Here is a 19,581-nt window from a genome sequence, read left to right on the forward strand (position 1 = left end):
TACCCTTGACGCATGACGAGCAGCAGCGACCGGAGCACCGCAGTGAGCGTTGACGGCACCAAGACCTATGAGATCCGCACCTACGGGTGCCAGATGAACGTCCACGACTCCGAGCGGCTCTCCGGTCTGCTGGAGGAGGCGGGTTACGTGCGGGCCCCCAAGGGCGCCGACGGCGACGCCGACGTCGTCGTCTTCAACACGTGCGCGGTCCGCGAGAACGCCGACAACAAGCTGTACGGCAACCTCGGCCGGCTCGCCCCGATGAAGACCACCCGTCCGGGCATGCAGATCGCCGTCGGCGGCTGTCTCGCCCAGAAGGACCGCGACACCATCGTCAAGAAGGCCCCGTGGGTCGACGTGGTCTTCGGCACGCACAACATCGGCAAGCTGCCGGTCCTCCTGGAGCGCGCCCGCGTCCAGGAGGAGGCGCAGATCGAGATCGCCGAGTCCCTGGAGGCCTTCCCCTCCACGCTGCCGACCCGCCGCGAGTCCGCGTACGCCGCCTGGGTCTCGATCTCCGTCGGCTGCAACAACACCTGCACCTTCTGCATCGTCCCGGCCCTGCGCGGCAAGGAGGAGGACCGCCGTCCCGGCGACATCCTCGCCGAGATCGAGGCGCTGGTCGCCGAGGGCGTCTCCGAGATCACCCTGCTCGGCCAGAACGTCAACGCGTACGGCTCGGATCTCGGTGACCGCGAGGCCTTCTCCAAGCTGCTGCGCGCCTGCGGGCAGATCGAGGGCCTGGAGCGGGTCCGCTTCACCTCCCCGCACCCCCGCGACTTCACCGACGACGTGATCGCGGCGATGGCCGAGACCCCGAACGTCATGCCGCAGCTCCACATGCCGCTCCAGTCCGGCTCGGACACGGTCCTCCGGGCGATGCGCCGCTCGTACCGCCAGGAGCGCTTCCTCGGCATCATCGAGAAGGTCCGCGCGGCCATCCCGCACGCGGCCATCTCCACCGACATCATCGTGGGCTTCCCCGGCGAGACCGAGGAGGACTTCCAGCAGACGATGCACACCGTCCGCGAGGCCCGCTTCGCGAACGCCTTCACCTTCCAGTACTCCAAGCGCCCCGGGACCCCGGCGGCCGAGATGGAGGGGCAGATCCCCAAGGAGGTCGTGCAGGACCGCTACATGCGGCTCGTCGCGCTCCAGGAGGAGATCTCCTGGGAGGAGAACAAGAAGCAGGTCGGCCGCGTCCTGGAGGTCATGGTCGCCGAGGGCGAGGGCCGCAAGGACGGCGCCACCGACCGCCTCTCGGGCCGCGCCCCCGACAACCGGCTCGTCCACTTCACCAAGCCGGACGGGGACGTGCGCCCCGGCGACGTCGTGACCGTCGAGATCACCTACGCCGCCCCGCACCACCTCCTCGCCGAGGGCCCGGTCGCGTCGGTGCGCCGCACCCGCGCGGGCGACGCCTGGGAGAAGCGCACCGCCGAGAAGCCGAAGGGCGTCCTGCTCGGCCTCCCCAAGATCGGCGTCCCGGCCCCGCTCCCGGCGGCCGACGTCCCGGCCTGCGGGGCGAGCCACTGATCTGAGGTCCGGTGGTCCCGGGGCCCGGGACCACCGGGTTCCGGGGCCGTGCCGGTCGGGGGTCCGCCGGGCTCCGGCCGGCACCGGGAGGCGTCCCCGGCCGTACCAGGTGCCGTCCCCGGACGGCACCGGCCCGGCGCAGTAAGGTGCGGATCATGCTTGTCGCCGCAGCCGTCTGCCCCTGCCCGCCGCTCCTCGTGCCCGAGGTCGCGACCGGCGCCGCCCCCGAGCTGGACGCCGTGCGGGCCGCCTGCGCGGACGCCGTCGGGCTGCTCGCCGCCGCCCGCCCGGACCGGCTGTACGTCGTCGGGCCCGCGGCCGAAGGCGCCGACGGGGTCTTCCCGGCCGGTGCCACGGGCTCCTTCGCAGGATTCGGCGTCGACCTCTCCGTACGCCTCGGCGACGGCCCGGCCGGCGAACGCCCCCTCCCCGTCTCCCTCGCCGTCGGGGCCTGGCTCCTCGACCGGGCCCGCTGGTCCGGCGCGCCCGTCGAAGGGCGGGGAGTGGAGGAGGGAACCCCGGCCGAAACCTGCGCCGGGACCGGCCGCGAGCTCGCCGCCTCCGCCGGCCGCGTCGCCCTCCTCGTGATGGGCGACGGCAGCGCCTGCCGGACCGTGAAGGCCCCCGGCTACCTGGACGAGCGGGCCGCCGGCTTCGACACGGAGGCCGTCCGCGCGCTCGCCGGGGCCGACGTGCCCGCGCTGCTCGCCCTCGACGCGCGGCTCGCGCACGAGCTGAAGGCGTCCGGCCGCGCTCCCTGGCAGGTCCTCGCGGGCGCCGCCGAGGGCGCCGGACTCGACGGCCGACTGCTCCACGAGGACGACCCCTACGGGGTGGAGTACGTCGTCGCGGCCTGGTCCTGAACGACCCCGGAAACACCCTCGGAGGCATCCGGGCACATCCCGGGGCAGCCCGGAGCATCCGGGAGACACCCCGGACATGACGACGGCGGACGGCCGCAGAGCTACGCAGCTCTGCGGCCGTCCGCCGTCTCCGCCGGAGAACCGGCGGAGGGGGGAGACCGTCAGGCGGCCGGGGAGACCGTCAGGCGGCCGGCGGCGGCGTCACGCCACCGCCGCTGCCCGGAGTGCCACCGGTCCCGGGAGCACCACCGGTCCCGGGCGTCCCGCCGCTGCCCGGAGTGCCACCGGTCCCGGGCGTGCCACCGGCGCCCGGCGTGCCGTCGTTCCCCGGAACGCCGCCGTCCTTGTGGCCCATCCGGTCGATCGCGTCCTTCGCCTTGCCCGTACCGGAATGGATCTTGTCGCTGTACTTGCCCTTGGTCCTCTCGTCGACCACCTTCGCGGCCTTGTCCAGGCCCTGGTCGATCTTGTCCCCGTGCTGGTGCGCCAGATCGGCGACCTTCTCCTTGGCCGGGGCGAGCTTGGCCTTCAGCGAATCCATGAGACCCATGGGGGCACCTTCCCTCCGCGGACCCTCGCGGGCCCGTCCGTCGTGTCCTGCCCCCAGCACCCGGGGGCCTGCCTGCGCGCCTTCGGCCGCCTCGGCGCCCTCCGCACGGTCCGCCTTCCCGCTCTTCCCCGAAGAACTCACGCTTCTCCGGAGAGCGCGCGACCGCGTCCGTCTTGCTGCGCCGCCCGACAGGCCCTGGGGCGGGAACCTATGGCAAAAACTTGCCAAAACACCCATATCCACTCCTCACCCTACTCGGCGGGAGGGGCCCCCGCGACGACCGGCGCCCGAGCGCCGCGTACGGGGCGACGAGGCCGGAGGGGGCCCGTCACGCGGCTCGTTCGGGGACGGTGCCGGAGGTTTGCGAGACTGGGGCGGTGAGAAGCGCAGCTCCCGCCCCGCGGGTCATCGCCGTCGTCGGCCCCACGGCGGCCGGAAAGTCCGATCTGGGTGTGTTCCTGGCCCAGCAGCTCGGCGGCGAGGTCGTCAACGCCGACTCGATGCAGCTCTACCGGGGGATGGACATCGGGACCGCCAAACTGACGCCCGAGGAGCGCGGCGACGTCCCGCACCACCTCCTCGACATCTGGGACGTCACCGAGGCCGCCAGCGTCGCCGAGTACCAGCGCCTCGCCCGCGCCGAGATCGACCGGCTGCTCGCCGCCGGCCGCACCCCGGTCCTCGTCGGCGGCTCCGGCCTCTACGTACGGGGGGCCGTCGACGCCCTGGAGTTCCCCGGCACCGACCCCGCCGTCCGGGCCCGCCTGGAGGCCGAGCTCGACGAGCGCGGCTCCGGCGTCCTGCACGCCCGGCTCGCCGAGTCCGACCCCGGGGCGGCCCGCGCGATCCTGCCCAGCAACGGGCGCCGCATCGTCCGGGCCCTCGAAGTGATCGAGATCACCGGCAAGCCCTTCACCGCCAACCTCCCCGGCCCCGACTCCGTCTACGACACCGTCCAGATCGGCGTCGACGTGGCCCGTCCCGAGCTCGACGAACGGATCACCACGCGCGTGGACCGGATGTGGGAGGCCGGACTCGTCGACGAGGTGCGCGCCCTGGAGGCGCGCGGCCTGCGCGAGGGCCGCACCGCCGCCCGCGCCCTCGGCTACCAGCAGGTCCTCGCGGCGCTCGCGGGGGAGTGCACCGAGGACGAGGCGCGCGCCGAGACCGTGCGGGCCACCAAGCGGTTCGCCCGCCGCCAGGACTCCTGGTTCCGCCGCGACCCGCGCGTGCACTGGCTCAGCGGAGCCGCCGACCACCGGAGGGAACTCCCGCGAGAGGCGCTGTCGTTGCTCGAACGAGCGGTTACAGCCTGATCACGTGATGGCATCGGGACGCCCTGCCCGTCATTCCGGCGGTCGGGAGCGTGCCATCATCGAGCATCGATCGACCAAGTGGAGTCCGAGTGGGGAGGGCGCGTGGCGATGGAGGCCGGCCCTCGCGACAGAGAACAGCACGAAGCGGTCCCGGGCGACCCGACGGCGGTTCCGCCGGGTGACGCCCCCGGACGTCCCGGGCATCCCGCGGACGACGCTCCGGTGGGGCCCCCGGGGCTGACTCCGGACGGCCCCGACGACGCGGTCGGCACCGCCGTCGAGGTGGACGCCGACGAGGTCGAGGTCGAACTGCGCCCCCAGCGACGGCTGCGGATCTGGCAGCTCGCCCCGATCGTGGGCCTCGCCGCCGTCGGCTCCCTGATGTTCGCCTTCCCGCTCGCCTTCGGCTCCGGGGACGGCGGCGCCGTCGTCGCCATGCTCGGCCTGCTCATCAGCTCCTGCGCGGCGGGCTGGGGCGTGATGGCCGCCCGCAAGGTCGGCCACACCTGGCCCGGCCTCCCGGCGCGCGGCTCCGGCGAGCGCCCCGACTGGCGCGTCCTCGCCCTGTACGTGGCGACCATCGGGGCCCTGGTGACCCTCGCGGTCTGGCGCGTGGCCCGCCTCCGCTGAACCCGCATCGCGGGATTCGTACGCCCCGGTCCCGTATCCGTCGAACCCGCATCGCGGGATTCGTACGCTCCGCCCCCCCCCCCGTATCCGTCGAACCCGCGTCGCGGAGCACCCACGTGCCCCGCCCCCGCCGAGCCCGCCCCGCGGCACCCGCACGCCTCCGCCCCGTACAGTTGATCTCGTGACCAGCACGCAGACCTCCCCGCTCCGTTTCCTCAAGGGCCACGGCACCGAGAACGACTTCGTGATCGTCCCCGACGCGGAGAACGCCCTCGACCTGCCCCCCGCCGCCGTCGCCCGGCTCTGCGACCGGCGGGCCGGCATCGGGGGCGACGGACTGCTGCACGTCGTGCGCAGCGCCGCCCACCCCGAGGCCCGGCACCTGGCCGACGAGGCCGAGTGGTTCATGGACTACCGCAACGCCGACGGCTCGGTCGCCGAGATGTGCGGCAACGGGGTCCGGGTCTTCGCCCGCTACCTGGAGCACGCCGGACACGTCACCGCCGGCGAGGTGGCCGTCGCCACCCGCGGCGGGGTCAAGCGCGTCCACCTCGACAAGGACGGTTCCGTCACCGTGGCCATGGGCCGCGCGGTCCTCCCCGAGGCCGCCGCCACGATCACCGTCGACGGCCGCAGCTGGCCCTCCCGCAACGTCAACATGGGCAACCCCCACGCGGTCGCCTTCGTCGAGGACCTCGACCACGCCGGAACCCTGTTCACCGAGCCCGCCTACGCGCCCGCCTCGGTCTACCCGGACGGGGTCAACATCGAGTTCGTCGTCGACCGGGGCCCCCGCCACGTCGCCATGCGGGTCCACGAGCGCGGCGCCGCCGAGACCCGCTCCTGCGGCACGGGCGCGTGCGCCGTCGCCGTCGCCACCGCCCGCCGGGACGGCGCCGACCCCGCGGAGACCGGCACCCCCGTCACGTACACCGTCGACGTCCTCGGCGGGACCCTGGTCATCACCGAGCACCCCGACGGGCGGATCGACATGACCGGCCCGGCCGTCATCGTCGCCGAGGGCACCCTCGACCCCACCTGGCAGGCAGAGGCTCCCGCGAACGCCGCAGGCCCCGGAATCGAAACTGTCAACGACTGAATCATCGCTCGAATGGGTGATCCGATTCACGCTGAGCGAGAGCGTGACTGCGCCGCGTGGTGGGGTCGGTAGCATCAAGCACCGGCCCCCGGGCACGCCTGGCCCGCCCACCGCCGGTCTGTCGCCGGAGGTGCCCCATGAGCGCAGAGGCCACCAACCCTGTGAGCGCGGCGGAGGACGACGCCGCCGACACGACCGTCCGCAGACGCGGACGCGCCCGTATCGACCTGCGCCGGCTCGGCCGTGCCGCCCTGCTCGGCGCCACCGCCGGACCGGCCCCCCGTGACCGGCTGCCCGACGCCATCGGCCACGTGGCCGAGGCGCACCGCGCCCACCATCCCGAGGCCGACCTGACGGTGCTGCGCCGGGCGTACGTCCTCGCCGAGTCCTCGCACCGCGGCCAGTTCCGCAAGAGCGGCGAGCCGTACATCACCCACCCGCTCGCGGTCACCCTCATCCTGGCCGAACTCGGCGCCGAGACCACCACCCTGACCGCCTCCCTCCTCCACGACACCGTCGAGGACACCGAGGTGACGCTCGATCAGGTGCGCCGCGAGTTCGGCGACGAGGTCGCCTACCTCGTCGACGGCGTCACCAAGGTCGAGAAGATCGACTACGGCGCCGCCGCCGAACCCGAGACCTTCCGCAAGATGCTCGTCGCCACCGGCAACGACGTCCGGGTCATGTCGATCAAACTCGCCGACCGCCTCCACAACATGCGCACCCTCGGCGTCATGCGCCCCGAGAAACAGGCCCGGATCGCCAAGGTCACCCGGGACGTCCTCATCCCGCTCGCGGAACGCCTCGGCGTCCAGGCCCTCAAGACCGAGCTGGAGGACCTCGTCTTCGCCATCCTCCACCCCGAGGAGTACGAGACCACGCGCGCGCTCATCGCCGGCAACCCGCACGCCCCCGACGCGCTCGGCGCCGTCGCCGAACAGGTCGACGCCGTCCTGCGCGAGGCGGGCATCGGCGCCGAAGTCCTGGTCAGGCCGCGGCACTTCGTCTCCGTCCACCGCGTCCGCCTCAAGCGCGGCGAACTGCGCGGCTGCGACTTCGGCCGGCTCCTCGTGCTCGTCGCCGAGGACGCCGACTGCTACGCGGTCCTCGGCGAGCTGCACACCTGCTTCACCCCGGTGATCTCCGAGTTCAAGGACTTCATCGCGGCGCCCAAGTTCAACCTGTACCAGTCCCTGCACACCGCCGTCGCCGCCCCCGACGGGGCCGTGGCCGAGGTCCTCATCCGGACCCACCGGATGCACAAGGTCGCGGAGGCCGGAGTCGTCGCCCTCGGCAACCCCCACGTGGGACAGGAGCAGCCGGAGGGCACGGCGCCCCCGGCGCCCGAGGACGGCGAGCGCGTCGACCCCACCCACCCCGGCTGGCTCTCCCGCCTCCTCGACTGGCAGCAGTCCGCCCCCGACCCCGACACCTTCTGGACCTCGCTGCGCGCCGACCTCGCCGAGGACGACGAGATCACCGTCTTCCGCGCCGACGGCGGCGCTCCCGGCACGATCAGCCTGCCCGCCGGCGCCAGCTGCGTCGACGCCGCCTACGCCCAGCACGGCGAGGCCGCCCACTCCTGTCTCGGCGCCCGCGTCAACGGGCGCCTCGCACCCCTGAGCACCGTCCTGGGCGACGGGGACACCGTCCAGCTCCTGCTCGCCCAGGACCCCGTGTCCGGGCCGTCCCCGGAGTGGCTGGACCACGCCCGCACCCCCGCCGCCCGGATCGCCATCACCGAGTGGCTGCGGGCCCACCCCGAGAGCGCCGAGCCCCGGCTCCAGTCCCGTCCCGACGCCCAGCCCGGGATGCGGCCCGATCCCCGTCCGGCCACCGCCCGCCGCTCCGGCGCCGAACTCCACGCCGACCTGGACGGCGAGCAGCCCCCCGCCGTCCGGCCCGCCGGGTGCTGCACCCCCGTGCCCCCCGACGAGATCACCGGCTTCCGGGTGCGCGGCGGATCGGTCACCGTCCACCGCTCCGGCTGCGCCTCCGCCGACGCCATGCGCCGGGTCGGCCGCGCGCCCGTCGCCGTCCGCTGGGGCGACACCGCCCAGGGCCGGGTCACCCTCGTCGCCGAGTCCTTCGGACGGCCCGGACTCCTCGCCGACCTCACCGAGGCCATCGCCGCCGCCGGGGCCGCGGTCGTCTCCGCGACCGTCGAGCCGCCCAGCGAGCAGCGGGTCCGCCACACGTACACCCTCCACCTCCCCGACGCGGCGGAGCTCCCCGCCCTCATGCGCGCCATGCGGGACGTGCCCGGGGTGTACGACGTGAGCCGCGCCCGCCACCGCGCGTCCCCCCGCCCCCGCCCGCGCCGGACCTGACGGGACGCGACCGTGACCTGACGGGACGCGACCGTGACCGGGCGGGACGCGACCGTCACCGGGCGGGACGGGCACGCGGGCGCGGGGAAGGGGCTTACGGCCGGGCAGGGTGGGCACGCGCGCGAGGGAGGGACGTGCGACCGAGACCGGGCACGTGACCCCCAGGTGCGACCCCCTTCGGGTGGCGGGCGGGCGAGCCGCCCCGTCGCGCGGCGAAAGCCCTGGTAGCCGTAGGTCCAGTCCTCCGGAAAGGCCCTGGCCCATGCCGTTCGCCCGATCCCCCGTGCCGTTCGACCGCGCCCCCCTGCCCCGTGCCCGGTGGCTCCGCTCCGCCGCCCTGATCGCCTCCTCGGCCGGGCTCGTCGCCGCCTCCCTGCCCGCCCCCGCGCCGCTCGGCATCGGCGACCCGCTCTTCCCGCACCTCGGCAACCCGGGCTACGACGTCCTCGCGTACGCCCTCGACGTCGCGTACCCCGGCGTGAACACGAAGCCGCTCTCCGCCGTCACCCGGATCGACGCGCTCGCCACCGACGACCTGGAGCGGATCAACCTCGACTTCACCCACGGCGAGGTCTCCGCGGTCACCGTCAACGGCCGCCCCGCCGCGCACGCGAGCAGCGGCGAGGACCTGGTCGTCACCCCCGCCGCGCCCGTCGGCGAGGGCGAACCGGTCCGGATCACCGTCACCCACACCAGCGACCCCTCCGGCCCCGCCGACACCGGCGGCTGGGTCCGCACCGGCGACGGCCTCGCCATGGCCAACCAGGCCGACGCCGCCCACCGGGTCTTCCCGTCCAACGACCACCCGGCGGACAAGGCGTACTTCACCTTCCGGATCACCGTCCCCGACGGGCTCACCGCCGTCGCCAACGGCCTGCCCGCCGGCCGCGTCCGCCAGGGATCCCGGACCACCTGGACCTACCGCACCCGCCACCCCATGGCCACCGAGCTCGCCCAGATCTCCATCGGCCGCTCCGCCGTCGTCCACCGCGCGGGCCCCCACGGGCTGCCCCTGCGGGACGTGGTGCCCACCGCCGACCGGGAGCTCCTGGAACCCTGGCTCCGCAGGACGCCGGGGCACGTGGAGTGGATGGAGCGGCAGGTCGGCCCGTACCCCTTCGAGACGTACGGCGTGCTCGTCGCCGACGCCACCACGGGCTTCGAGCTGGAGACCCAGACCCTCTCGCTCTTCGAGCGCCGCCTCTTCGCCGACACGGCCCTCCCCGAGTGGTACGTCGACTCGATCATGGTCCACGAGCTGGCCCACCAGTGGTTCGGCAACAGCGTCTCGCCCCGCAGCTGGTCCGACCTGTGGCTCAACGAGGGGCACGCGAGCTGGTACGAGGCCCTGTACGCCGAGGAGACCGCCGGCCGGTCCCTGGAGCGGCGCATGAAGGCCGCCTACGCCGCCTCCGACGGGTGGAGGGCGGCCGGCGGGCCCCCGGCCGCCCCCGAGCCCCCCTCGCCGGACCACAAGATCAGCCTCTTCCGGCCCGTCGTCTACGACGGCAGCTCCCTCGTCCTCTACGCGCTCCGCCAGGAGATCGGCACGGACGCCTTCCGGCGCCTGGAGCGCGCCTGGGTCACCCGGTACCGGAACGGGAACGCCGCCACCGCCGACTTCGTCGCCCTGGCCGGCCGGACCGCCGGCCGCGACCTCACCGGCTTCTTCCGGGGCTGGCTGTACGGGGAGAGGACCCCGCCCATGCCCGGGCACCCGGACTGGCGCAGCGACCCGGCCCCGGGCGCGGGAAGCGCCCCGAAGACCGGGTGACGGGTCCGGCGGGCGGCGGAAACCCGGACAGCGGGCGCCGGTGGGCGCCGGGAAGCCCGGACGGCGGGCCACGGCGGGCCCTGGCAGGCGCTGGAAACCCGGATGACGGGCCTCGGCGGGCCGTGTCACCATCGTCCGGTCGGCGACGCGGCCGGGGCCCGGGAATCTTCCGGCACCCGCGCGCGTTGTCACCGTCACACACCTGTTTCTCCCCAGACGTAAGGATCCAATGACCTCCTCTTCATCCCCTTCCCAGGACAACCAGAGCTTCGCGGAGACGAGCCGTACCGAGAGCCTTCGGGCCGATGCCCTGATGGAAGAGGACGTCGCCTGGAGCCACGAGATCGACGGAGAGCGGGACGGCGACCAGTTCGACCGCTCCGAGCGCGCGGCCCTGCGCCGCGTCGCCGGCCTCTCCACCGAGCTCGAGGACGTCACCGAGGTCGAGTACCGCCAGCTGCGCCTGGAGCGCGTCGTGCTGGTCGGCGTCTGGACCTCGGGGACCGTGCAGGACGCCGAGAACTCCCTCGCGGAGCTCGCGGCCCTCGCCGAGACGGCGGGCGCCCTCGTGCTCGACGGCGTGATCCAGCGCCGCGACAAGCCGGACCCGGCCACCTTCATCGGCTCGGGCAAGGCGCGCGAGCTGCGGGACATCGTGGTCGAGACCGGTGCCGACACCGTCGTCTGCGACGGCGAGCTCAGCCCCGGCCAGCTCATCGCCCTCGAAGACGTCGTCAAGGTGAAGGTGGTCGACCGGACCGCCCTCATCCTCGACATCTTCGCCCAGCACGCCAAGTCCCGAGAGGGCAAGGCGCAGGTCGCGCTCGCGCAGATGCAGTACATGCTGCCGCGGCTGCGTGGCTGGGGCCAGTCGCTCTCCCGGCAGATGGGTGGCGGCGGCGGTGGCGGCATGGCCACCCGCGGTCCCGGTGAGACCAAGATCGAGACCGACCGGCGCCGCATCCGCGAGAAGATGGCGAAGATGCGCCGGGAGATCGCCGAGATGAAGACCGGCCGCGACATCAAGCGGCAGGAACGGCGCCGCAACAACGTGCCGTCGGTCGCCATCGCGGGGTACACCAACGCCGGCAAGTCCTCCCTGCTCAACCGGCTCACGGGCGCGGGCGTCCTCGTGGAGAACGCGCTGTTCGCCACGCTCGACCCGACCGTCCGCCGGGCCGAGACGCCCACCGGCCGGGTCTACACCCTGGCCGACACCGTCGGCTTCGTCCGGCACCTTCCGCACCACCTGGTCGAGGCGTTCCGCTCCACCATGGAGGAGGTCGGCGACTCCGACCTCATCCTGCACGTGGTGGACGGCTCGCACCCCGCCCCGGAGGAGCAGCTGGCCGCCGTCCGCGAGGTCTTCCGGGACGTCGGCGCGGTGGACGTGCCGGAGATCGTCGTCGTCAACAAGGCCGACGCGGCGGACCCGCTGGTCCTCCAGCGGCTGCTGCGGATGGAGAAGCACTCCATCGCGGTCTCGGCCCGCTCGGGCCAGGGCATCGAGGAACTGCTCGCGCTCATCGACGCCGAACTGCCGCGCCCCAGGGTCGAGATCGAGGCCCTGGTGCCGTACACGCAGGGCGGTCTGGTCTCGCGGGTGCACGCCGAGGGCGAGCTGGAGTCCGAGGAGCACACCCCCGAGGGCACCCTGCTCAAGGCCAGGGTGCACGAGGAACTGGCGGCGCTCCTGGCGCCGTTCGTGCCCGCCGCGCACTGACGACCCCGTACGCCGAAGGCGCCGGCCTCCTCCCTTCCGGGAGGGGACCGGCGCCTTCGGCCGTTCTCCGTACGGTGCGGGTCAGCGGGCGTACTTCTTGCTGACCATCTCGTGGGCCGCCTTGGCGCCGCTGCCGAGCTGCGGACCGGCGAGCCAGCCGTTGCCGCCGGCCGGGCCGATCGAGGTGTTCGACACGAGCGCCGTCTTCCCGTTCGGCAGCACCCGGAACCAGCCGCCGCCGGACGAACCGGCCGTCATCGTGCAGCCGATCCGGTACATCACCGGGGTCGCGGGCGCCGTGGTGAGCCGCGTCGCCCGGTCCACGCACTTGTGCATGATCACGCCGTTGTACGGAGCGGCCTGCGGGTAGCCCCAGGCGCCGATCGTCCCGGCCCGCGCGGGCGCCGGGGCGGAGAAGTCGACCGGCAGGGCGGCGCCGACGGTCTCCTCCAGGGACTTGGTGCCCCGCTGCGGCTTCACGTGCAGCACGGCGTAGTCGTACGGCCAGGCCTGGCCGGTGCCGCCGGACTTGATCCACTCGCCCGAGGTCACGGCCCAGTCGGCCCAGTACTGGCCGTACGGGTACACCTCGTGCGGCTTGGCGTTGCGCAGCGCGGCGGGGGACTTGCCCAGGTCGTTGTACGAGGGCACGAAGGTGATGTTGCGGTACCAGCCGCCCTTCTTGCCCGCGTGGACGCAGTGCCCGGCCGTCCAGACCAGGTTCGACTTCCCGGGGCGGCGGGGGTCCTTCACGACGGTGCCGGAGCAGACCATGTGGCCCTGCGGCGCGTCGAAGAAGATCTTGCCGACCGGGGCCGCGTTGCGGTGGTACGGCGTCTTCTCGGGCTGCGCCCGCACGGGCCGGGGCGTCGGGTCGGTGCCACTGGCACCGGCCTGGGCGGTGATCGTCTGGTCCGGGCTCTTCGCGGACTGCATGCGCGCCGGGTCCCAGAGGCCTTCGATCACCGGGTTGACGAAGTCCTCGGCCTCACGCAGCCAGGTCTCCCTGTCCCAGTTCTTCCACTCGCCGTCCTTCCACCTGTCCGGATCGACGCCGTGCTTCCTGAGCTTGTCGGCGAGGTCCTTGGTGAGGCCGGAGCCGCCGTCACCGGCGCCGTCTCCGCCGTCGGACGCGGGCGCGGAGCTGCTCGCCCCGGCGGCCGGCTTGTCGGCGGCGGCCGGGGTCCCGGTGGGGCCGCAGGCCGTGGCGGTCAGCGCGAGCGCCGTGACCAGGCCGAGGGCGGCGGGTATGAGTCGTGCGGAGCGCATGTGGTGAGTTCCCCCTGAGGTGTGTCCCGCTGAGATGTGTCCCGTCGAGGCCTTCTGCCGAAGTGCTTCGCCGGGACGTGTTCCGGTGCCCGGGGCCGGCCGCGGGCCGGCGCGGCCCGCGGGGCGGGTGCGACATGGGTGGAGGCGGGACCCGGGGGCCCCGCCTCCGTGCCTGGCCTACTGTCCGGCGTACTTCTTGCTGACCTCGTCGAAGATGCCCTTGGCCTCCGGGCCGAGACGCGGACCGGCGAGCCAGCCCGCCGTCGACGGGCCGATCGAGGTGTTCGACACCAGCGCCGGCTTGCCGTCGCCGCCCTTGGCGACCCAGCCGCCGCCGGACGAACCGCCGGTCATCGTGCAGCCGATCCGGTACATCGTCGGCTGGTTCGCCTTCAGGGACAGCCGACCCGGCTTGTCCTGGCACTGGAACATCTTCTGACCGTCGAACGGCGCCGCCGCCGGGTAGCCGGTCGCCGTCAGGCTCGCGATCTTCGGCACGGCGGGCGCGTTGAACTCCACCGGGAGCGCCGAACCGACCGTCTCCTCCAGCGACTTGGCCGAGGAGCCCTTCTCCGGGGTCACCTTGATGACCGCGAAGTCGTAGGGAGCGCCCGCGCCGCCCGTGCTCGCGCCCTCGGCGATCCACTGGTCGGAGGTCTTGACCCACTCCGCCCACCACACGCCGTACGGGGCGATCTGCTCCCGCGTCGCCTTCTCCAGGTCGGAGGTCGCCAGCGCCGAGTCGTTGTACGAGGGCACGAAGGCGATGTTGCGGTACCAGCCGCCCTTCTTCCCCTTGTGCACGCAGTGACCGGCCGTCCAGACCATGTTGGACCTGCCCGGGTGCGCCGGGTCCTTCACGACGGTGGCCGAGCAGACCATGGAGCCCTCGGGACCGTCGAAGAAGACCTTGCCGGACTCGGGGGCGTTGTCGTGGTACTTCGCGTCCACGGCCTTCGCCCGCACCGGGTCCGGAGTCGGGTCGGTGACGCCCTCGTCACCCGAGATGTCCTCCTCCTCGACCGGCTTGTCGGGGCGCTCGGCCTCCCGCATCCGGTCCGGGTTCCAGAGGTCCTCGATGATCGGGTTGACGAAGTCCTTGGCCTCACGCAGCCACTTGTCGCGGTCCCAGTTCTTCCACTCGCCGTCGCGCCACTTGTCGAGGTCGATCCCGTGTTCCTTCAGGCGGTTCTTCAGGTCTTCCGGAATCTTGATCTTCTCGGCCGGGTTCGAGCTCGCGGGCGCGCTGGGCTTGTCCCCCGCGTTCTCCTCGCTCGGCCCGCAGGACGTAACGGTGAGCGTCAGCGCCGCGACGGCGGCGGCCGCCGTCAGCAGCGGACGAATCGATCGCATCTCGTGATCCCCCTGGGACTGCGTCAACTTGTACGGCTCGTGCAATGGCTCGTTCACGGGCTTGCTCGTGGGCCTGCCCGTGGGTGAACAGTGGCCGAATCCGGGTGGACCGCGGCCGACGGCCCCCACTATGCCGGTGCCGGAGGGGACGGTACGCGCCCCGTCGGCGGTTCCGGGCACCGTTCGGCCGTTGCCGTGCCGTGATCCGGGACACGCCAAGAACTTGCTTCCGGCCCGTGATCCCGGGGAGTTCCCGTCGTTGGTACGTACGGGGGACACAACGGAGGCGCTCGGGACGGCCCTTGCGGCCACTTCGTGACGTCCCGATGTGCAACGCAACTGTTACAGCGGGAGGACACCGAGCCGTGGCCGTGACCGAATCAGCTCCGTCCGCCCCGGCGGAGCCGCACGCCCCGCCGACCCCGGCGGATGCGACGGACGAAGCGGATGAAAACCCCGAAGGCCCCTCGTCTCGCGCACGCTTCGAGAAGGCCGAAGGAGCCGGAGCCGGCGACGGTGAGGGAGAGGGCGTAGGGAGCGGAGGGACCGGGAAGGCCGGCGAGGACGACGGGGCCGGAGGGGCGCACGCGTCCCCGGCGGGGCGGACGGTGCGGGGGACCGGGTACGAGGGGATCCTGCGCCGCCAGTCCCTGCGCGAGTCCGCCGCCCGCACCTACGCCCGTTCCCTGCCGATCGTGCCCGTGCGGGCCCGGGGGCTGACCATCGAGGGCGCCGACGGCCGCCGCTACCTGGACTGCCTCTCCGGCGCCGGGACGCTCGCGCTCGGCCACAACCACCCCGTGGTCCTCGAAGCCGTCAAGAAGGTCCTCGCCTCGGGCGCCCCGCTCCACGTCCTCGACCTCGCCACCCCCGTCAAGGACGCCTTCACCTCAGAGCTGTTCGCCACCCTCCCCGGTGAACTCGCCGACGACGCCCGCATCCAGTTCTGCGGACCGGCCGGCACCGACGCCGTCGAGGCCGCCCTCAAGCTCGTCCGCACCGCCACCGGCCGCGACGGCCTCCTCGCCTTCACCGGCGCCTACCACGGCATGACCGCCGGAGCCCTCGCCGCCTCCGGCGGGGCCCACGACGTCCGCGTGACCCGGCTGCCCTACCCGCACCCGTACCGCTGCCCCTTCGGCACCGGCGGCGAACGCGGCGCGGAACTCTCCGCCCGCTGGACCGAGAGCCTCCTCGACGACCCCAAGAGCGGCGTCACCACCCCCGCCGGAATGATCGTCGAGGCCGTCCAGGGCGAGGGCGGCGTCATCCCCGCCCCCGACGGCTGGATGCGCCGGATGCGCCGGATCACCGCCGACCGCTCCATCCCCCTCGTCGTCGACGAGGTCCAGACCGGGGTCGGCCGCACCGGCGCCTTCTGGGCCGTCGAGCACAGTGGCGTCGTACCCGACGTGATGGTCCTCTCCAAGGCCATCGGCGGCTCCCTCCCGCTCGCCGTCGTCGTCTACCGCTCCGCGCTCGACGCCTGGGAACCCGGCGCCCACGCCGGCACCTTCCGGGGCAACCAACTCGCCATGGCCGCCGGCACGGCCACCCTCGCGTACGTCCGCGAGAACAAGCTCGCCGAACGGGCCGGCACCCTCGGCGCCCGCATCCTCGGACAGCTCCAGGGCCTCGCCGCGGCCCATCCGTGCGTCGGCGACGTCCGCGGCCGGGGCCTGATGATCGGGGTCGAACTCATCGACCCCGACGCGGCCGGACCCGACGACACCGTCCCGCCCGCCGCCCCCGCCCTGGCCCTCGCCGTCCAGCAGGAGTGCCTGGCCCGCGGGCTCATCGTCGAACTCGGCGGCCGCCACTCCGCGGTGGTCAGGCTCCTGCCGCCGCTCACCCTCACCGACGAGCAGGCCGCCGCCGTACTGGACCGCTTCGCCGACGCCCTCGCCGCCGCCGAACGGGCCCGCGCCCCCCACCCGCCCCCTTCCCGCAGGGCTCCGGCCCCCGTGCCCGCCCCCGGGCCGTCCCACTGACCCCGGACCGCCCCCGGCCCCACCCCCCAAGGAAGCCCGTGAACGCCACGCCCACCTCCCCGGCGCCCGCCACCACCCCCCTCCTCACCACCGGCCCCCTCACGGCCGGAACCTTCACCTCCGGGACGCTCGGCCCGGGGACGCCCACCTCCGAGAAGCCCGACTCGGAGAAGTTTGATTCGGAGAAGTCCGGCCTCGGAAGGTCCGACTTGGAGGAGCCCGACTTCAGGAGGCCCGGCCCCGAGCGTCCTGGCCCAGAGCAGCCTGGCTCGGAGCGGTCCGCCTCCGGCCGGCCTGGCTCGGAGAGGCCCGCCTCCGAGAGGTCCGTCTCCGAGAGGTCCGCGAGGCCCGCCTCCGCGAGGCCCGCTTCCGGGGGGCCCGACTCCGCGGAGCACACCGTCCCGCGCCAGCACGCCGGACCGTACGACCTCCGGTCCTCCCGGCCCACCGCCGACCCCCTGGACGACCCCGACCCGCGGCGCGCCGCCGACACCGCCACGGTCGAGAGCCTCCTGCGCTGCTGGGTCCGGGAGAAGAACCTCCCCGCCCCCGACTCCACCACCCTGCGCGTCCCCCTCGACGCCAGCGGCACCGCCCTCCTCGTTCCCGTCCACTACTGGTCGCCCACCGGCTGGCACCGCTTCGGCGCCCCCGCCCTCGAAGGGCTCCCCGCCTCGGCACCGACGGTCGACGCCGTCACCGTCGCCGCCCTCCTCAGCCGGGAGACCGGCCGCCCCGAGGGCACCGAACTCGTCGGCCGCGTCGCCGACTCCGCCCGCCGCACCGCCGACTTCATCACCGAGCGCCGCCGCCGGCCCCAGCCCCACCCGGACGCCGACCTGTTCCTCGCCGCCGAGCAGTCCCTCCTGCTCGGCCACCCCCTCCACCCCACGCCCAAGAGCCGCGAAGGCCTCACCGAGGCCGAGTGCCACCTCTACTCACCCGAGCTGCACGGTGCCTTCCCCCTCCACTGGTTCGCCGTCGACGCCTCCCTCCTGGCCTCCGACTCCGCCTGGACCGAACAGGGTCGGCCCGTCACCGCCGAGCAGCTCGCCCTCGGCCTCGCCGAGGGCCTCGCCGTTCCCACCGGCACCGTGCCCCTGCCCCTCCACCCCTGGCAGGCCCGCGAACTCCGCCACCGCCCCGACGTCCGCGCCCTCCTCGACGGCGGCCTCCTCCACGACCTCGGCCCCCACGGCACTCCCTGGCACCCCACCTCCTCCATCCGCACCGTGCACCGCCCCGGCGCCCCGGCCATGCTCAAGCTCTCCCTCGGCCTGCGCATCACCAACTCCCGCCGCGAGAACCTCCGCAAGGAACTCCACCGCGGCGTCGAGGTCCACCGGCTGCTCCGGACCGGCCTCGTCGACGAGTGGCAGACCGCCCATCCGGGCTTCGACATCGTCCGCGACCCCGCCTGGCTGGCCGTCGACGCCCCGGACGGCACCCCCGTCCCCGGCCTCGACGTCATGATCCGCCACAACCCCTTCGGCCCCGGCGACGACGCCGTCTGCATCGCCGCCCTCACCGCCCCCCGCCCCTGGCCCGGGTCCACCACCATGCGCTCCCGGCTCGCCGACGTCATCGGCCGGCTCTCCGCCCGCACCGGCCGTCCCACCGCCGCCGTGGCCGCCGAGTGGTTCCTCCGCTACCTCGACCACGTCGTCCGCCCCGTCCTCTGGCTCGACGGACACGCCGGCATCGCTCTGGAGGCCCACCAGCAGAACACCCTGGTGATCCTGGACCCGGAGGGCTGGCCGGTCGGCGGCCGCTACCGCGACAACCAGGGCTACTACTTCCGCGAGTCCCACCGCGGCGAGCTGGAGAGCCGCCTCCCCGGCATCGGCGCCCACAGCGACACCTTCGTCTCCGACCCGGTCACCGACGAGCGCTTCGCCTACTACCTCGGCATCAACAACGTCCTCGGCCTGATCGGCGCCTTCGGCGCCCAGCACCTCGCCGACGAACGCGTCCTGCTCGCCGCCCTCCGCAGCTTCCTCACCTCCGCCACCGGCCTGGGCTCGCCCCTCCCGCACCGGCTCCTGGAAGCCGCGACCCTGCGCAGCAAGGCCAACCTCCTCACCCGCCTCCACGGCCTGGACGAACTCGTCGGCCCGGTCGACACCCAGTCCGTCTACGTCACCGTCACCAACCCCCTCCGCGCCTGACCCGCACCCGGCCCCGTCCCCTCACCCTCGACCGCCCCGGCGCCGTCCCCGCCGTACCCGCCCCCACCGACGACCCCACGTTCCGACCGCACCGCCGAGAGGAGAGCGACACCGTGTCACCCACCCGCCCCCCGGTCGACCCACCGGGGGACGACACCCTCGACCTGAGGGTCGACGACCTCGTCGCCCTCCTCACCCGCGGAGCACCACCGCAGCCCCCGGCCGCCAGTACCCCCACCGACGACTCCTCCGTCGACGTTCCTTCCCCTCCCCTCATCACTCCCGCCGCCGGCACCCCTGCCGTCGATGCCTCCGGCTCCGACACTCCCGCCGCACTCCTCTTCCGCGGCGGTCACCCGCACCGCGAACTCCTCGACGGCGACCTGCTCGACTCCGTCGCCTCCTGGAGCCCCGCCGCCACCCCGGTCGGCTCCTTCCGGCTCGTCCCCGTCCGGCTCGAACGAGACCTTCCGCTCCTCACCCGGTGGATGAACGACCCCGCCGTCGCCGCCTTCTGGGAGCTCGCCGGACCCGAGACCGTGACCGCCGAGCACCTCCGCGCCCAACTGGAGGGAGACGGCCGGAGCGTCCCCTGCCTCGGCCTGCTCGACGGCACACCCATGAGCTACTTCGAGATCTACCGCGCCGACCTCGACCCGCTCGCCCGGCACTATCCGGCGCGTCCCCACGACACGGGCGTCCACCTGCTGATCGGAGGCACCACCGACCGGGGCCGGGGCGTCGGCACCACGCTCCTGCGGGCCGTCGCCGACCTGGTCCTCGACCACCGCCCCCGGTGCACCCGCGTCCTCGCCGAACCGGACCTCCGCAACACCCCCTCCGTCTCGGCCTTCCTCGGCGGCGGCTTCCGCTACGCGGCGGAAGTCGACCTCCCCGACAAAAGAGCCGCCCTCATGATCCGTGACCGCGCCCTGCGTCACGTCCTCTGAACAACCCCCTCCCTTGCGTACACCGCTCG

At 73.9% G+C, this 19,581-nt stretch carries 14 protein-coding genes; 11 read left to right on the top strand and 3 right to left on the bottom strand.

Annotated elements, in window-relative coordinates; translation table 11 throughout:
- The first annotated feature begins 12 nt into the window (after positions 1 to 12).
- Both miaB and ACWGSR_RS24135 read left to right on the top strand, forming a co-directional pair.
- On the top strand, positions 13 to 1,536 hold the full coding sequence (gene miaB, locus ACWGSR_RS24130) for a tRNA (N6-isopentenyl adenosine(37)-C2)-methylthiotransferase MiaB (protein WP_366378102.1): 1,524 nt from the start codon (positions 13 to 15) through the stop codon (positions 1,534 to 1,536).
- 155 nt (positions 1,537 to 1,691) lie between these two features.
- Complete coding sequence (locus tag ACWGSR_RS24135; RefSeq protein ID WP_453568865.1) at positions 1,692 to 2,399, top strand: class III extradiol dioxygenase subunit B-like domain-containing protein; 708 nt, start codon at positions 1,692 to 1,694, stop codon at positions 2,397 to 2,399.
- Positions 2,400 to 2,580: 181 nt separating this feature from the next.
- On the opposite strand, the gene ACWGSR_RS24140 is transcribed toward ACWGSR_RS24135, so the two are convergent.
- Complete coding sequence (locus ACWGSR_RS24140; protein ID WP_376237729.1) at positions 2,581 to 2,949, bottom strand: antitoxin; 369 nt, start codon at positions 2,947 to 2,949, stop codon at positions 2,581 to 2,583.
- 377 nt (positions 2,950 to 3,326) lie between these two features.
- Between ACWGSR_RS24140 and miaA the strand changes: the two genes are divergently transcribed.
- The 6 genes from miaA (at position 3,327) to hflX (ending at position 11,821) form a co-directional block, all read left to right on the top strand.
- Positions 3,327 to 4,265 carry a tRNA (adenosine(37)-N6)-dimethylallyltransferase MiaA gene (gene miaA / locus ACWGSR_RS24145; protein ID WP_376237727.1) on the top strand — a complete coding sequence of 313 codons (939 nt, stop codon included), beginning with the start codon at positions 3,327 to 3,329 and terminating at the stop codon, positions 4,263 to 4,265.
- Positions 4,266 to 4,373: 108 nt separating this feature from the next.
- Positions 4,374 to 4,895, top strand: coding sequence for a hypothetical protein (locus ACWGSR_RS24150; protein WP_453568976.1), 522 nt, complete (start codon positions 4,374 to 4,376; stop codon positions 4,893 to 4,895).
- 181 nt (positions 4,896 to 5,076) lie between these two features.
- Entirely contained in the window at positions 5,077 to 5,994 is a 918-nt protein-coding gene (dapF, locus tag ACWGSR_RS24155) for a diaminopimelate epimerase (protein WP_453568868.1), read from the top strand.
- A gap of 137 nt (positions 5,995 to 6,131) precedes the next feature.
- Positions 6,132 to 8,324, top strand: coding sequence for a RelA/SpoT family protein (locus tag ACWGSR_RS24160; protein WP_453568870.1), 2,193 nt, complete (start codon positions 6,132 to 6,134; stop codon positions 8,322 to 8,324).
- Between the two features lie 262 nt (positions 8,325 to 8,586).
- Positions 8,587 to 10,098, top strand: a complete 1,512-nt coding sequence (locus ACWGSR_RS24165) for a M1 family metallopeptidase (protein WP_453568872.1) — start codon at positions 8,587 to 8,589, stop codon at positions 10,096 to 10,098.
- Between the two features lie 229 nt (positions 10,099 to 10,327).
- Positions 10,328 to 11,821, top strand: a complete 1,494-nt coding sequence (gene hflX, locus ACWGSR_RS24170; RefSeq protein ID WP_376237716.1) for a GTPase HflX — start codon at positions 10,328 to 10,330, stop codon at positions 11,819 to 11,821.
- An 81-nt stretch (positions 11,822 to 11,902) separates the two neighbouring features.
- Here the strand turns inward: hflX and ACWGSR_RS24175 are convergent, their stop codons facing one another.
- Both ACWGSR_RS24175 and ACWGSR_RS24180 read right to left on the bottom strand, forming a co-directional pair.
- Positions 11,903 to 13,090, bottom strand: coding sequence for a trypsin-like serine peptidase (locus ACWGSR_RS24175; protein WP_453568874.1), 1,188 nt, complete (start codon positions 13,088 to 13,090; stop codon positions 11,903 to 11,905).
- A gap of 177 nt (positions 13,091 to 13,267) precedes the next feature.
- On the bottom strand, positions 13,268 to 14,443 hold the full coding sequence (locus tag ACWGSR_RS24180) for a trypsin-like serine peptidase (protein WP_376237710.1): 1,176 nt from the start codon (positions 14,441 to 14,443) through the stop codon (positions 13,268 to 13,270).
- A gap of 608 nt (positions 14,444 to 15,051) precedes the next feature.
- On the opposite strand from ACWGSR_RS24180, the gene ACWGSR_RS24185 reads away from it, so the two are divergent.
- From ACWGSR_RS24185 to ACWGSR_RS24195, 3 genes are all read left to right on the top strand, one after another.
- Complete coding sequence (locus ACWGSR_RS24185; RefSeq protein ID WP_453568877.1) at positions 15,052 to 16,434, top strand: diaminobutyrate--2-oxoglutarate transaminase family protein; 1,383 nt, start codon at positions 15,052 to 15,054, stop codon at positions 16,432 to 16,434.
- Between the two features lie 38 nt (positions 16,435 to 16,472).
- Positions 16,473 to 18,602: an IucA/IucC family protein gene (locus ACWGSR_RS24190; RefSeq protein ID WP_453568879.1), complete on the top strand. Its 2,130-nt coding sequence runs from the start codon at positions 16,473 to 16,475 to the stop codon at positions 18,600 to 18,602.
- 113 nt (positions 18,603 to 18,715) lie between these two features.
- A complete protein-coding gene (locus ACWGSR_RS24195) occupies positions 18,716 to 19,552 on the top strand; it encodes a GNAT family N-acetyltransferase (RefSeq protein WP_453568881.1) in 837 nt (278 codons plus the stop codon).
- Positions 19,553 to 19,581 lie beyond the last annotated feature (29 nt).

It is taken from the genome of Streptomyces sp. NPDC055632 (assembly GCF_053618675.1).

Coding starts and splice junctions, on each gene's coding strand:
- miaB (WP_366378102.1), top strand. CDS start 13: ATGACGAGCAGCAGCGACCGGAGCACCGCAGTGAGCGTTGACGGCACC.
- ACWGSR_RS24135 (WP_453568865.1), top strand. CDS start 1,692: ATGCTTGTCGCCGCAGCCGTCTGCCCCTGCCCGCCGCTCCTCGTGCCC.
- ACWGSR_RS24140 (WP_376237729.1), bottom strand. CDS start 2,949: ATGGGTCTCATGGATTCGCTGAAGGCCAAGCTCGCCCCGGCCAAGGAG.
- ACWGSR_RS24150 (WP_453568976.1), top strand. CDS start 4,374: ATGGAGGCCGGCCCTCGCGACAGAGAACAGCACGAAGCGGTCCCGGGC.
- ACWGSR_RS24160 (WP_453568870.1), top strand. CDS start 6,132: ATGAGCGCAGAGGCCACCAACCCTGTGAGCGCGGCGGAGGACGACGCC.
- ACWGSR_RS24165 (WP_453568872.1), top strand. CDS start 8,587: ATGCCGTTCGCCCGATCCCCCGTGCCGTTCGACCGCGCCCCCCTGCCC.
- hflX (WP_376237716.1), top strand. CDS start 10,328: ATGACCTCCTCTTCATCCCCTTCCCAGGACAACCAGAGCTTCGCGGAG.
- ACWGSR_RS24175 (WP_453568874.1), bottom strand. CDS start 13,090: ATGCGCTCCGCACGACTCATACCCGCCGCCCTCGGCCTGGTCACGGCG.
- ACWGSR_RS24180 (WP_376237710.1), bottom strand. CDS start 14,443: ATGCGATCGATTCGTCCGCTGCTGACGGCGGCCGCCGCCGTCGCGGCG.